Source organism: Streptomyces sp. URMC 127, from assembly GCF_051386535.1.
Taxonomy (GTDB): Bacteria; Actinomycetota; Actinomycetes; order Streptomycetales; family Streptomycetaceae; genus Streptomyces.
This window is the reverse complement of record NZ_JBPQTW010000194.1, coordinates 1-13,202: the sequence shown is the minus strand read 5'-3', so window position 1 is coordinate 13,202 and position 13,202 is coordinate 1. Positions and strand designations below refer to the sequence as shown.

The following is a 13,202-nucleotide window of genomic DNA, read 5'->3' as shown; positions in this document are numbered from 1 at the left end:
GGTCCGAATCACCCCGGCCCGAGCCCCCGCGGTCGGAAGCACCCCGTCCCGAGCCTCAACGGTCGGAAGCACCCCGGCCCGAACCCCTCGGCACCTTCCCGGGCCCGGACGGCGCCACCCGTACCGGCGGTGCGGACCACTCCTCTCACTCCCGCCCCGAAGACTCCACCGACCGCCCCACGCGCCCCGACTGCCCCACAAGCCCCGCACATCCTTCCCGTTCCGACGGCACGGACTGGTCTCTCGCGGGCGCCCGCCTGCTCGCCAAGATGCTCGGCGAGCTCAGCTACGAGGGCGTGCTCACCCCTGAACCGGACGAGACCGAGGCCGGCCAGGAGGAGCCGGCCGCTGCCTACCGGCTGCCATTAACGGACGACGTGACCTGCCGCTTCCGCGCCCGCAGGGGCGCATACGGCCACTGGCGCGTCGACCCCGGATCCATCACTCCCTTCCAGGACCCCCTCCGCTTCCTCGCCCTCGCCCACGACACCGTGCTCGGCCTCTCCGGCGACACCACCGGCCACCTCGCCAGGGAGCTCCTCGCCACCCTCGCCGCCGACACCCGCCTCCGGGCGGGCGCCCTCAGCGCCGCCGACCTCGCCGACCTCGACTACGCCGCGCTGGAAGGCCACCAGACCGGCCACCCCTGGCTCATCGCCAACAAGGGCCGGCTCGGCTTCTCCTCCTCCGACGCCGCGCAGTGGGCCCCGGAGGCCCGCACCCCGCGCCGCCTGCCCTGGATCGCCGTCCACCGCGACCTCGCGCACTACCGGGCCGTCCCCGCACTGGCCACCCCCGATCGTCTCTACGCCGAAGAGCTCGCCCCGGGCACCCGCGCCGCCTTCGCCCGGGCCGTCGCCGACCAGGGCCGGGAACCTGACCACTACCTCTGGCTCCCCGTCCACCCCTGGCAGTGGGACGAGACCGTGGCCCCGCTCTTCGCCCCGTGCCTCGCCGACGGATCCATCATCGCCCTCCCCACTGACAACGACCTCCGGCTCCCGCAGCAGTCCGTCCGCACCTTCCTGAACATCAGCCGGCCGGACGCCCGGACCGTGAAGCTCCCGCTCTCGATCCTCAACACCCTCGTCTGGCGCGGCCTGCCCACCGAGCGCACCCTCGCCGCCCCCGCCGTCACCGCATGGATCCAGGCCCTCCGCGACGAGGACGCCTTCCTCCGGGACGAGACCCGGGTGATCCTCCTCGGCGAGACCGCCTCCGTGACCGTCGAGCACCCCCTCTACGACCGGCTGCCCGGCGTCCCGTACCAGTACAAGGAGCTGCTCGGCTGCATCTGGCGCGAGCCCCTCGGCCCCGCCCTCGCCCCCGGCGAGCGCGCCCGCACCCTCGCGGCCCTGCTGCACACCGACCCCGCCGGCCGCTCCTTCACGGCCGAGCTCGTCCGCCGCTCCGGGCTGACCCCGGCCGACTGGCTGCGGCGGCTCTTCGCCGCGCTGCTGCCGCCGCTGCTGCGCTTCCTCTACCGCTACGGCACCGTCTTCTCCCCGCACGGCGAGAACGCCATCGTCGTCTTCGACGACAACGACGTCCCCACCCGGCTCGCCGTCAAGGACTTCGTCGACGACATCAACATCAGCGCCGTGCCGCTGCCCGAGCACGCCTCCATGCCCGGTGACGTACGGGAGGTGCTGCTCACCGAACCGCCCGCGTTCCTCACCCAGTTCATCCACTCCGGCCTCTTCGTCGGCGTCTTCCGCTACCTCGCGCCGCTGTGCGAGGAACAACTCGGCGTACCGGAGGCGGTCTTCTGGTCGCTCGTCCGGGCGGAGATCGTGCGGCACCACGAGCGCTTCCCGCGGATGAAGGACCGCTACGAAGCGTTCGACCTGCTCACTCCGCGCATCGAGCGCCTGTGCCTCAACCGCAACCGGCTGCACCTCGACGGCTACCGCGACCGCCCGGACCGCCCGCACGCGGCCGTCCACGGCACCGTGCCCAATCCGCTGCACATTCCGTGACGCCGCCGCCGATGTCAGTGCCGCCCCTTAGGGTGGAAGAGCTATGACTGCCTCCTCCTCGCCCTCCCTCGCCGACCTGCTGCACGCCGCCGTCACCGCCGTCGGCGGCACGGAGCGGCCCGGTCAGGTCACCATGGCCGAATCCGTCGCCGAAGCGATCGACGGCCAGGCTCACCTGCTCGTCCAGGCCGGCACCGGCACCGGCAAGTCCCTCGGCTATCTGGTGCCGGCCCTGGCCCACGGCGAGCGCGTGGTGGTGGCCACCGCGACGCTGGCGCTCCAGCGCCAGCTCGTGGAGCGCGATCTCCCGCGGACGGTGGACGCCCTGCAGCCGCTGCTGCGCCGCCGCCCCCAGTTCGCGATGCTCAAGGGCCGGTCGAACTACCTGTGCCTGCACCGGCTGCACGAGGGCGTGCCCCAGGACGAGGAGGAGGGGCTCTTCGACCCCTTCGAGGCGGCGGCGCCCTCCAGCAAGCTCGGCAAGGACCTGCTGCGGCTGCGCGACTGGTCCGACGAGACGGAGACCGGCGACCGCGACGACCTCACGCCCGGCGTCTCCGACCGTGCCTGGTCCCAGGTGTCGGTCACGTCCCGCGAGTGCCTGGGCGCCTCGAAGTGCGCGTACGGCGCCGAGTGCTTCGCCGAGGCGGCCCGGGAGCGGGCCAAGCTCGCCGATGTGGTGGTCACCAACCACGCCCTGCTGGCCATCGACGCCATCGAGGGCGCCCCGGTGCTGCCAAGCCATGAGGTCCTGATCGTCGACGAGGCCCATGAGCTGGTCTCCCGCGTCACCGGCGTCGCCACCGGCGAGCTCACCCCGGGCCAGGTCAACCGCGCCGTGCGGCGCGCCGCCAAGCTGGTCGACGAGAAGGCCGCGGATGCCCTGCAGACCGCCGCGGAGAGCTTCGAACGCCTGATGGAGCTCGCCCTCCCGGGCCGTCTGGAAGAGATCCCCGATGATCTCGAGTACGCCCTGATGGCGCTCCGCGACGCCGCCCGCACGGTCATCTCGGCCATCGGCGGCACCCGCGACAAGTCCGTCCAGGACGAGGACGCCGTCCGCAAGCAGGCCCTGGCCTCCGTGGAGAACATCCACGCGGTCGCCGAGCGCATCGTGGAGGGCTCCGAATGCGACGTCGTGTGGTACGAGCGGCACGACCGCTTCGGCGCCTCGCTGCGGGTCGCCCCGCTCTCGGTCTCCGGGCTGCTGCGCGAGAAGCTCTTCAGCGAGCGGTCCGTGGTGCTGACCTCGGCCACCCTCAAGCTCGGCGGCGACTTCAACGGCGTCGCGGCCTCCCTGGGCCTGGCCCCCGAGGGCACCGGCGGCGCGGACAGCCCGGAGTGGAAGGGGGTCGACGTCGGCTCGCCGTTCGACTATCCCAAGCAGGGCATCCTCTACGTCGCCCGGCACCTGTCCCAGCCCGGCCGCGAGGGCAGCCGTACGGACATGCTCGACGAGCTGGCCGAGCTGGTGGAGGCCGCCGGCGGCCGGACCCTGGGCCTGTTCTCCTCCATGCGCGCCGCCCAGGCCGCGGCCGAGGCGCTGCGCGGCAGACTCGACGTGCCGATCCTCCTCCAGGGCGAGGAGACGCTCGGCGAGCTCATCCGGAACTTCGCCGCCGACCCCCGCACCTGCCTGTTCGGCACGCTGTCGCTGTGGCAGGGCGTCGACGTGCCCGGGCCGAGCTGCCAGCTGGTGGTCATGGACCGCGTGCCCTTCCCGCGCCCGGACGACCCGCTGATGAGCGCCCGGCAGAAGGCCGTGGAGGAGGCGGGCGGCAACGGCTTCATGGCGGTCGCGGCGACGCATGCCGCGCTGCTGATGGCCCAGGGCGCCGGCCGGCTCGTCCGGGCCGCGGGCGACCGCGGCGTGGTGGCCGTCCTCGATCCCCGGCTGGCCACGGCCCGCTACGGAGGCTTCCTGCGCTCGTCACTGCCGGACTTCTGGTACACCACGGACCGTAACCAGGTGCGGCGCTCGCTGGCAGCGATCGACGAGGCGGCGAAGGCGGAGGGCCGCTAGCCTCCGCCCGCCACATTGCCCGGCATAAAGCCGGGCATAAAGCCGACGCCAAGCCGGACGTCAAGACGGACGTAATCGGCGCGGATGTCATGGGCACCGAATACAGACGAACATAAAGGAGCCCCGGAACCGGCGCAGGTGGTTCCGGGGCCCGGCCTTGCGGCCCGCACCTTCAGACGCGGCGCAGCACCGCCACGACCTTGCCGAGGATGGTGGCCTCGTCGCCCGGGATGGGCTGGTAGGCGGCGTTGTGCGGCAGCAGCCACACGTGGCCGTCCTCGCGCTTGAAGCGCTTGACCGTGGCCTCCCCGTCGAGCATGGCGGCCACGATGTCGCCGTTCTCCGCGACGGGCTGGCGGCGGACCGTGACCCAGTCCCCGTCGCAGATGGCGGCCTCGATCATGGAGTCGCCGACGACCTTCAGGACGAACAGCTCACCGTCGCCCACCAGTTGGCGGGGGAGCGGGAAGACGTCCTCGACGGACTCCTCGGCCAGGATCGGGCCGCCCGCGGCGATCCGGCCGACCAGGGGCACGTAGGACGCGGCGGGCTTGCCGGTGGTGTCCGTGGGCTGCGAGCTGGGCTGGTCCGAGCCGCGCACCTCGTAGGCGCGGGGGCGGTGCGGATCCCGGCGCAGGAAGCCCTTGCGCTCCAGGGCCATGAGCTGGTGCGCCACCGAGGAGGTGCTCGACAGCCCGACCGCCTGGCCGATCTCCCGCATGGAGGGTGGGTAGCCCCGGCGCTGGACGGAATCCCGGATCACTTCGATGACCCGCCGCTGGCGGTCGGTGAGGCCCGAGCTGTCGGCCCGGATGCCTGGAGGTCGTCCCGGGAGGGCCCGAGCGGGCTTCTGCCCCTCGGCGCTCATGGCTGCGTCATTCATCGGGTGTGCCTGGTCGAGTCGGTTCTGGGAGCGGTCCTGGGCGGTGATTGTGGCGCTGTCTGCGGTGGTGGTCACGTCGGCCCCTCTCGAAATGTTCTCCCTAGCTGGACAACGGTAGTTGCTTTCGAAAGGTTGCGCCAAACACACGTTCGAGTGAAATATCGAAGTTTGCCTGACGTGATCAAGGTCGAGGGTGTACGGCTGAAGATCAAATCGGGCTATTAGGGTACCCTTCGGTGCGAAGCGCACCGAGCGGGTGCCGTGCCCGCCGGGGTTCCCCGGAGGTCCGGGACGGGTCCCGCCGGGGCGGACCGGAGCGCTCCGCGCGGTGGCCCCAGTGTGTCATCAAAGCCCCCGTGCCCCTGCGGCCGGGCTCGCTCGCGTAGGCTCGTGAGCGGTCTTCGCGGCCGCGACACGCGTCCGGCGCGGTTCACCGAACGGCACCAGATCTAGTGGTTTGATTGGCGGCAGCCGCCCACAGGTTGTGGTCGAGGGGTGTTGCCGGTCATTTGCGGGTGCCGCCATCGCCTATGCTGGGGGCTGCTTCGCAAGGCCCCCGTTCGGGGGTCCGCCGAGGCTGAAGATCGTGCACAGTCCTACGAGGGTGAGGAGGGTGGAGAGCCATGCACTGCCCCTTCTGCAGGCACCCCGACAGCCGCGTCGTCGACAGCCGGACCACCGATGACGGCTGCTCGATCCGGCGCCGGCGCCAGTGCCCCGACTGCTCCCGTCGTTTCACGACCGTGGAGACCGCGTCGCTCATGGTGATCAAGCGGAGCGGGGTCACCGAGCCCTTCAGCCGCACCAAGGTCATCTCCGGAGTGCGCAAGGCGTGCCAGGGCCGCCCGGTCACCGAGGACGCCCTGGCCCAGCTCGGTCAGCGGGTCGAGGAGGCGGTGCGCGCCACGGGCAGCGCCGAGCTCTCCACCCACGACGTGGGTCTCGCCATACTCGGCCCCCTGCGGGATCTCGACCTCGTCGCGTATCTGCGCTTCGCGTCCGTGTACCAGGCGTTCGATTCGCTCGAGGACTTCGAGGCCGCCGTCGCGGAGCTCCGCGAGCAGCGGCCCGCCGCGACCGCCGGCGACGGCGACGGGGACGTCCAGGTCCCCGCGCCCAGCACGGCCGCCGACTAGCCGCGGCCATCACAGACCTGCCCGGTGCGCCGCGCGCCCGGGCGAAGACAGACATAGCGCGCCACGGAAGAATTGGGCGCATTAGGGCGTTTTGCCCGTAGAGGGAGGCGGCATGACCGAGACGACGAGCGGCCCGGCACGAGGTTCCCGCTCCAAGGGGAACAAGGGCGGCAAGGGTCTGCGCATCGAACGCATCCACACCACCCCCGGTGTCCACCCGTACGACGAGGTCGTGTGGGAGCGTCGTGACGTCGTCATGACCAACTGGCGCGACGGCTCGATCAACTTCGAGCAGCGCGGCGTGGAGTTCCCCGACTTCTGGTCGGTGAACGCGGTCAACATCGTCACGAGCAAGTACTTCCGCGGCGCCACGGGCTCGCCCGAGCGCGAGTCCAGCCTCCGCCAGCTCATCGACCGCGTCGTGCTGACCTACCGCAAGGCCGGCGAGCAGCACGGCTACTTCGCCTCCCCGGCGGACGCCGAGATCTTCGAGCACGAGCTCACCTACGCCCTGCTGCACCAGATCTTCAGCTTCAACTCCCCGGTCTGGTTCAACGTCGGCACCAAGCAGCCGCAGCAGGTCTCCGCCTGCTTCATCCTCTCCGTCGACGACTCCATGGAGTCCATCCTCGACTGGTACAAGGAAGAGGGGATGATCTTCAAGGGCGGCTCCGGCGCCGGCCTGAACCTCTCCCGCATCCGGTCCTCCAAGGAGCTGCTCTCCTCCGGCGGCAACGCCTCCGGCCCCGTCTCCTTCATGCGCGGCGCCGACGCCTCCGCAGGAACGATCAAGTCGGGCGGCGCCACGCGCCGTGCGGCCAAGATGGTCGTCCTCGACGTCGACCACCCCGACGTCGAGGCCTTCATCGAGACCAAGGTGAAGGAGGAGGAGAAGGTCCGCGCCCTGCGCGACGCCGGCTTCGACATGGACCTGGGCGGCGAGGACATCACCTCCGTCCAGTACCAGAACGCCAACAACTCCGTCCGCGTCAACGACGAGTTCATGAAGGCCGTCGAGACCGGCTCGAAGTTCGGGCTGCGCGCCCGGATGACCGGTGAGGTCATCGAGGAGATCGACGCCAAGGGCCTCTTCCGCAAGATGGCCGAGGCCGCGTGGGCCTGCGCCGACCCGGGCATCCAGTACGACGACACGATCAACCACTGGCACACCTCGCCGGAGACGGGCCGGATCACCGCGTCCAACCCGTGCAGCGAGTACATGCACCTGGACAACTCCTCGTGCAACCTCGCCTCCCTCAACCTCATGAAGTTCCTCCGCGACGACGACGCCGGCAACCAGTCGTTCGACGCAGAGCGCTTCGCCAAGGTCGTCGAGCTGGTCATCACGGCGATGGACATCTCCATCTGCTTCGCCGACTTCCCGACCGAGAAGATCGGTGAGACCACCCGCGCCTTCCGCCAGCTGGGCATCGGCTACGCCAACCTCGGCGCCCTGCTGATGGCCACCGGCCACGCCTACGACAGCGACGGCGGCCGCGCCCTCGCCGGTGCCATCACCTCCCTGATGACCGGCACCTCGTACAAGCGCTCCGCCGAGCTGGCCGCGGTCGTCGGCCCGTACGACGGCTACGCCCGCAACGCCGACGCCCACAAGCGCGTCATGCGGCAGCACGCCGACGCCAACGCCGCCGCCCGGCGCATGGACGACCTGGACACCCCGGTCTGGGCCGCGGCGACGGAGGCCTGGCAGGACGTCGTCCGCCTCGGCGAGAAGAACGGCTTCCGCAACGCCCAGGCCTCGGTGCTGGCGCCCACCGGCACCATCGGTCTGATGATGGACTGCGACACCACGGGCGTCGAGCCGGACCTGGCCCTGGTCAAGTTCAAGAAGCTCGTCGGCGGCGGCTCGATGCAGATCGTCAACAACACGGTGCCGAAGGCGCTCAAGCGCCTGGGCTACCAGCCGGAGCAGGTCGAGGCGATCGTCGCCCACATCGCCGAGCACGGCAACGTGATCGACGCCCCGGGCCTGAAGCCCGAGCACTACGAGGTCTTCGACTGCGCCATGGGCGAGCGGGCGATCTCCGCCATGGGCCACGTGCGCATGATGGCCGCCGCCCAGCCGTTCCTCTCCGGCGCCATCTCCAAGACGGTGAACCTGCCGGAGTCGGCCACCGTCGAGGAGGTCGAGGAGGTCTACTTCGAGGGCTGGAAGATGGGCCTGAAGGCCCTCGCGATCTACCGCGACAACTGCAAGGTCGGCCAGCCGCTCTCCGCCAAGAAGAAGGAGGAGGCGAAGGCCGAGGCCGCCGCCCCCGCCCCGGAGAAGGTCGTCGAGTACCGCCCCGTCCGCAAGCGCCTCCCCAAGGGCCGCCCGGGGATCACCACCTCCTTCACGGTGGGCGGCGCCGAGGGCTACATGACCGCCAACTCCTACCCGGACGACGGTCTCGGCGAGGTCTTCCTGAAGATGTCCAAGCAGGGCTCGACCCTCGCGGGCATGATGGACGCCTTCTCCATCGCCGTCTCGGTCGGTCTGCAGTACGGCGTGCCGCTGGAGACCTACGTCTCGAAGTTCACCAACATGCGCTTCGAGCCGGCCGGTATGACGGACGACCCGGACGTACGGATGGCGCAGTCGATCGTCGACTACATCTTCCGCCGCCTCGCGCTGGACTTCCTGCCGTTCGAGACCCGCTCGGCTCTGGGGATCCACTCCGCCGAGGAGCGCCAGCGCCACCTGGACACCGGCTCGTACGAGCCGGCCGACGAGGACGTCGACGTGGAGGGCCTCGCCCAGTCCGCGCCGCGGCAGACGGAGGCCCCCAAGCCGGCGGCCCAGCCGGCCGCCGCGGTCCCGGCCCCGAAGCAGGCCCACAACTCCACCGAACTGGTGGAGATGCAGCTCGGGCTGAACGCGGATGCCCCGCTGTGCTTCTCCTGCGGCACGAAGATGCGCCGCGCGGGCAGCTGCTACCTCTGCGAGGGCTGCGGCTCGACCAGCGGCTGCAGCTGACGTGAGACGAGGGCGGCGCCCCGGAGGAATTCCTCCTCCGGGGCGCCGCCCCTTTTTCCTTCCGGTCCTATCCGGTTCTGTGCCGGTCTATGCCGGAGGAGTCAGCTCCCGCTCCGCCTCGGTGATCGGCACGTCGTTGATGCTGGCCTCGCGGCGTCGCATCAGGCCGTCCGGGGCGAATTCCCACTGCTCGTTGCCGTAGCTGCGCCACCACTGGCCGCCGGCGTCGTGCCACTCGTACCGGAAGCACACCGAGATCCGGTTGCCGGACCACGACCAGAGCTCCTTACGCAGCCGGTAATCCCGTTCCTTCTCCCATTTGCGCCGCAGGAATTCCCGGATCGCGGCGCGGCCGGTGATGAATTCGTCCCGGTTCCGCCAGACGCAGTCCTCGGTGTAGGCGAGGGCGACCCGTTCGGGATCGCGGCTGTTCCAGGCGTCCTCGGCGGCCTGCACCTTGGCGCGGGCGGAGGCCTCGTCGAATGCGTCGAGGGGGGCCAATGGCGGGCGCTGGGTCATGGCGTGCCCTTTCCATGCAGAGTGAATGGAGCGGAGAACGAGCGTTCTCCCGCTTCCCGTGTAGCCTAGAGAACGATCGTTCTCCGCGCCAGCCCGGGAGGGGCCATGGACATCACCGAAGCCGACGGACGCCTGCTCGACGCCGCGGAGGCCCTGTTCTACGAGCACGGCGTCCAGGCGGTCGGGATGGACCGGATCCGTACCGCGTCAGGGGTCTCGCTCAAGCGCCTCTACCAGCGCTTCCCCTCGAAGGATGTGCTGGTGGAGGCCTATCTGCGGCGCCGTGACGCACGTTGGCGCGGCGCGCTCGCCGAGTACGTCGCCGCGCGCCCGTCGGCGGCGGAGCGGCCCCTCGCGGTATTCGACTGGCTGGAGGAATGGTTCGGCGAACCGGGTTTCCGTGGCTGCGCGTTCATCAATGCCTACGGCGAACTCGGTACGGCTTCCCCGGGCGTGGCCGAAGCGGTGCGGGACCACAAGGCGGCAGTGCTGCGCTATCTGCGGGAACTCGTATGCGATGCGGGGGCTGCAGAACCGGGGCCCGTGGCGGAGCAATTGGCCGTCCTGGCCGACGGCGCGATCACCACGGCTGCGATCACCGGCACCGCGGCGCCCGCGCGCAGCGCGCGAGCCGCCGCATCGGCCGTGCTGGAGGCCGCCGGTGCCCGGGAGCGGCCGGCGGGCCGTCCCGGCGGATCGGAGGGGTAACGAGAGGTGCCTGCGGAGGAGTTGGTGCGGTTGCCGACGCGCGGGTCGCGGACCGGGCTCGGCGGGGCGGACGCGGAGGCCCTCGGACGGGTGCAGTCCTCCGGTACGTGACTGCGGGCCGCTCCCCGGGCCGTACGATGGCGCGGTGCTGGTCAAGTGGACTCGCTGCACCGTGGTCGACCGCCGCGGATTCGAGCGCGGACAACGCAAGTGGGCGGGCCTGCTCGGCGAGCCCGGCTTCCGGGGGCAGGGCGGGGGCTGGAGCAGAGGGCGCCCGCACGTGGTGCACCTCTTCGGCTTCTGGGAGAGCCGGGCGTTCTACGACTCCTTCATGGCGCGGTCCCACGACAGGCTGGCGGCCGCGCAGGCCGGAACCTTCAAGAACGCCCAAGTGCGGCTGTTCGAGCACCGCTTCGACGTGAAGGTGGGATTCAGCCCGCAGTTCGCGGACGCGGATGTGGTGCGTATCGCCCACTGCCGGGTCCGGGCGGACCGTGTGGAGCACTTCACCCTGATGCAGGAGAAGGTGTGGAGCCCGGCCATGGCGGGGTCTCCGGGGATGCTGCGCGGCGTGTTCGGGGAGGCCCCCGGCCGGGAATTCCTCGTGCTCTCCGTGTGGAACTCCGGGGCGGAGCACGGGAAGTACCGTGCGGAGCGGGTCGAGCGGCTCGCCCTGCGGACACAGCTCGAAGCCGATGTGGCGGAGATCGGCGGCGACATCGTCGCCCTGGAGCCGTCCTGGACCGTGTGAGGCGCCGGGGCGCCCGCCGGGCGGGCGCCCCACCGGTCAGGCGGGCGGGGCGAAGACGCCCGCGCGGGCTGCCGCCAGGGCGGCGTCCGCGGCCTGCCCGGCGACCGTCCCGTCGAGCGGCTCACGGGTGATGAACAGCCGGAAGAACAGCGGCGCCGTGACGGCCCCGGCGAGCGCGCCGGGGTCGGTGCCGGCGGGCAGCTCGCCGCGCGCGGCGGCCCGCTCGACCAGCGGCGCGCAACGCCCGAAGCGCTCGGCGTAGAAGGCTCGCAGCGCGTTTGCCGCCTGCTCCGACTGGAAGGCGGCCGCGATGACGGCGGCGGGGGCCGCCCCGGCGGCCGGATCGGCGAAGGTGTCCACGACTTCTTGCGCCAGGGCGTGCAGATCGCCGCTGAGGGATCCGGTGTCGGGCGGCGTCCAGTCGTCCTCGCCGGCCGCGTCCAGTGCGTCGGCGACGAGCCCTTCGATGCTGCCCCAGCGCCGGTAGAGGGTCGTCTTGTGCACGCCGGAGTGCTCGGCCACGTACTCCACGGTGAGCCCGGGGTAGCCGTGTTCGACCAGACCGGAGAGGACGGCGTCGCGTACGGCGGCGCGCGTGCGGGCGGTCCGCCCGCCGGGGCGGACCGTGCCGGGCGGCGGAGACATCGGAGACAACTGCAACTCCCATTGCGTTAGCCGGGCGAGCCGTGTCATGCTGAGCGTAACGCAACTCGTGTCGTGTTTGGCGCCCCGCGGTCCGGCGGTCCGGCGCCCGGCCACCGGCTGATGAGGCGGCCCGCCGGCGCCGGATCTAGGGTGGCGGCATGGCACGGCCCCGACGCATCGTTCTCATCCGGCACGGAGAGTCGGTGGGCAACGTCGACGACACGGTCTACGAACGGGAGCCCGACCATGCCCTGAGTCTGACGGAAAGAGGCCGCAAGCAGGCCGAAGAGGCGGGTGGACCGCTCCGCGAGCTCTTCGGGGACGAGCGGGTCTCGGCCTACGTCTCGCCCTACCGCCGCACCCACCAGACCTTCCATGCCCTGGGCCTCGACCCGGGCCGCGTACGCGTCCGCGAGGAGCCGCGGCTGCGCGAGCAGGACTGGGGCAACTGGCAGGACCCCGTCGACGTGCGCAAGCAGAAGGCCTACCGCGACGCCTACGGCCACTTCTTCTACCGCTTCGCCCAGGGCGAGTCCGGAGCCGACGTCTATGACCGCGTCGGCGCATTCCTGGAGAGCCTGTGGCGCAGCTTCGAGGACCCCGGCCACCCGCCCAACGTCCTGCTCGTCACCCACGGCCTGACCATGCGGCTCTTCTGCATGCGCTGGTTCCACTGGACGGTCGCGGAGTTCGAGTGCCTGTCCAACCCGGGCAACGCCGAGAGCCGCGCGCTGCTCCTCGGGCCCGACGGCCGGTACCACCTCGACCGGCCGTTCGAGCGCTGGTGCACCCCGGAACCGTACGGATTCACCGGTTAACCGGTTAGACGCCACCGCGGGCGCCGGAAAGGAATTAGAGTTCGCTCCGATGACCGCTGACCGATTCCACCGCGCACTGGCGAGCCTGCGCGGGCTGGCCCTCGGCGATGCCCTCGGCTCCCAGTTCTTCGTCCCCGGCAACTACCCCTCCCTCAAGCGCCGCGAGCTGCCCCCGTCCCCCTGGCAGTGGACCGACGACACCGAGATGGCCTGCTCCGTGCTGGCCGTCCTCGCCGGGCACGGGCGCATCGACCAGGACGCACTCGCCCGCTCCTTCGCGGAGCACCACGACTTCGACCGGGGCTACGGCCCGGCGGTGGGCCGCATGCTGCGCCTGGTCAGGGAGGGGGGCGACTGGCGCGAGCTGGCCTCGGCGCTCTTCAACGGGCAGGGCTCCTGGGGCAACGGCGCGGCCATGCGCATCGCCCCCCTCGGCGCCTGGTACGCGGACGACCCGGAACAGGCCACGCACCAGGCCGAGATCTCGGCGTACACCACCCACCAGCACCGCGAGGCGGTGGCCGGGACCATGGCCGTGGCCGCCGCGGCGGCCATCGCCGCCGGGCTGACCGGCCCGGTCACCTCCGAGGCGCTCCTGGACGGGGTCATCGCCCTCGTGCCGCGCAGCGCCGTTCAGGCGGGGCTGCGCCGCGCACGGGACATGCTCGACTACGGCGACGCGACCACCGTCGCCGCCGTCCTCGGTTGCGGGCGCCGCACCAGCGCGCACGACACGGTGCCCTTCGCCCTGTGGTCCGCGGCG

At 71.4% G+C, this 13,202-nt stretch carries 11 protein-coding genes; 8 read left to right on the top strand and 3 right to left on the bottom strand.

Annotated elements, in window-relative coordinates; all coding sequences use genetic code 11:
• The first annotated feature begins 257 nt into the window (after positions 1 to 257).
• Both ACSNOH_RS27910 and ACSNOH_RS27905 read left to right on the top strand, forming a co-directional pair.
• Positions 258 to 1,979: an IucA/IucC family protein gene (locus ACSNOH_RS27910; RefSeq protein ID WP_436724204.1), complete on the top strand. Its 1,722-nt coding sequence runs from the start codon at positions 258 to 260 to the stop codon at positions 1,977 to 1,979.
• A gap of 43 nt (positions 1,980 to 2,022) precedes the next feature.
• A complete protein-coding gene (locus ACSNOH_RS27905; RefSeq protein ID WP_436724203.1) occupies positions 2,023 to 4,002 on the top strand; it encodes an ATP-dependent DNA helicase in 1,980 nt (659 codons plus the stop codon).
• Between the two features lie 172 nt (positions 4,003 to 4,174).
• Here ACSNOH_RS27905 and lexA read toward each other — a convergent pair whose 3' ends face one another.
• A complete protein-coding gene (lexA, locus tag ACSNOH_RS27900) occupies positions 4,175 to 4,960 on the bottom strand; it encodes a transcriptional repressor LexA (protein ID WP_391833195.1) in 786 nt (261 codons plus the stop codon).
• Between the two features lie 548 nt (positions 4,961 to 5,508).
• Between lexA and nrdR the strand changes: the two genes are divergently transcribed.
• Entirely contained in the window at positions 5,509 to 6,021 is a 513-nt protein-coding gene (gene nrdR, locus ACSNOH_RS27895) for a transcriptional regulator NrdR (RefSeq protein WP_436724202.1), read from the top strand.
• A gap of 112 nt (positions 6,022 to 6,133) precedes the next feature.
• Positions 6,134 to 8,998, top strand: coding sequence for a vitamin B12-dependent ribonucleotide reductase (locus ACSNOH_RS27890; protein ID WP_436724201.1), 2,865 nt, complete (start codon positions 6,134 to 6,136; stop codon positions 8,996 to 8,998).
• A gap of 87 nt (positions 8,999 to 9,085) precedes the next feature.
• Here ACSNOH_RS27890 and ACSNOH_RS27885 read toward each other — a convergent pair whose 3' ends face one another.
• Positions 9,086 to 9,517 (bottom strand): nuclear transport factor 2 family protein, encoded by a 432-nt coding sequence (locus ACSNOH_RS27885; protein WP_436724200.1) that lies wholly within the window; start codon positions 9,515 to 9,517, stop codon positions 9,086 to 9,088.
• Positions 9,518 to 9,622: 105 nt separating this feature from the next.
• On the opposite strand from ACSNOH_RS27885, the gene ACSNOH_RS27880 reads away from it, so the two are divergent.
• Complete coding sequence (locus tag ACSNOH_RS27880; RefSeq protein WP_436724199.1) at positions 9,623 to 10,225, top strand: TetR/AcrR family transcriptional regulator; 603 nt, start codon at positions 9,623 to 9,625, stop codon at positions 10,223 to 10,225.
• 145 nt (positions 10,226 to 10,370) lie between these two features.
• The gene (locus ACSNOH_RS27875; protein ID WP_436724198.1) at positions 10,371 to 10,976 is read left to right on the top strand and encodes a YdbC family protein; all 606 of its coding nucleotides are present in this window, start codon (positions 10,371 to 10,373) and stop codon (positions 10,974 to 10,976) included.
• A gap of 36 nt (positions 10,977 to 11,012) precedes the next feature.
• Here the strand turns inward: ACSNOH_RS27875 and ACSNOH_RS27870 are convergent, their stop codons facing one another.
• A complete protein-coding gene (locus tag ACSNOH_RS27870) occupies positions 11,013 to 11,621 on the bottom strand; it encodes a TetR/AcrR family transcriptional regulator (RefSeq protein WP_436724197.1) in 609 nt (202 codons plus the stop codon).
• A gap of 158 nt (positions 11,622 to 11,779) precedes the next feature.
• Here ACSNOH_RS27870 and ACSNOH_RS27865 point away from each other — a divergent pair, with 158 nt between their 5' ends.
• Both ACSNOH_RS27865 and ACSNOH_RS27860 read left to right on the top strand, forming a co-directional pair.
• Complete coding sequence (locus ACSNOH_RS27865) at positions 11,780 to 12,439, top strand: histidine phosphatase family protein (RefSeq protein ID WP_436724196.1); 660 nt, start codon at positions 11,780 to 11,782, stop codon at positions 12,437 to 12,439.
• A gap of 49 nt (positions 12,440 to 12,488) precedes the next feature.
• A partial coding sequence (locus ACSNOH_RS27860; RefSeq protein ID WP_436724195.1) for an ADP-ribosylglycohydrolase family protein occupies positions 12,489 to 13,202 on the top strand: 714 nt, incomplete at its 3' end.

Excerpts from the sequence above, each read along its gene's own strand:
- ACSNOH_RS27880 (WP_436724199.1), top strand. The coding sequence starts at position 9,623 with ATGGACATCACCGAAGCCGACGGACGCCTGCTCGACGCCGCGGAGGCC.
- ACSNOH_RS27885 (WP_436724200.1), bottom strand. The coding sequence starts at position 9,517 with ATGACCCAGCGCCCGCCATTGGCCCCCCTCGACGCATTCGACGAGGCC.
- ACSNOH_RS27870 (WP_436724197.1), bottom strand. The coding sequence starts at position 11,621 with ATGTCTCCGCCGCCCGGCACGGTCCGCCCCGGCGGGCGGACCGCCCGC.
- ACSNOH_RS27905 (WP_436724203.1), top strand. The coding sequence starts at position 2,023 with ATGACTGCCTCCTCCTCGCCCTCCCTCGCCGACCTGCTGCACGCCGCC.
- nrdR (WP_436724202.1), top strand. The coding sequence starts at position 5,509 with ATGCACTGCCCCTTCTGCAGGCACCCCGACAGCCGCGTCGTCGACAGC.
- ACSNOH_RS27865 (WP_436724196.1), top strand. The coding sequence starts at position 11,780 with ATGGCACGGCCCCGACGCATCGTTCTCATCCGGCACGGAGAGTCGGTG.
- ACSNOH_RS27890 (WP_436724201.1), top strand. The coding sequence starts at position 6,134 with ATGACCGAGACGACGAGCGGCCCGGCACGAGGTTCCCGCTCCAAGGGG.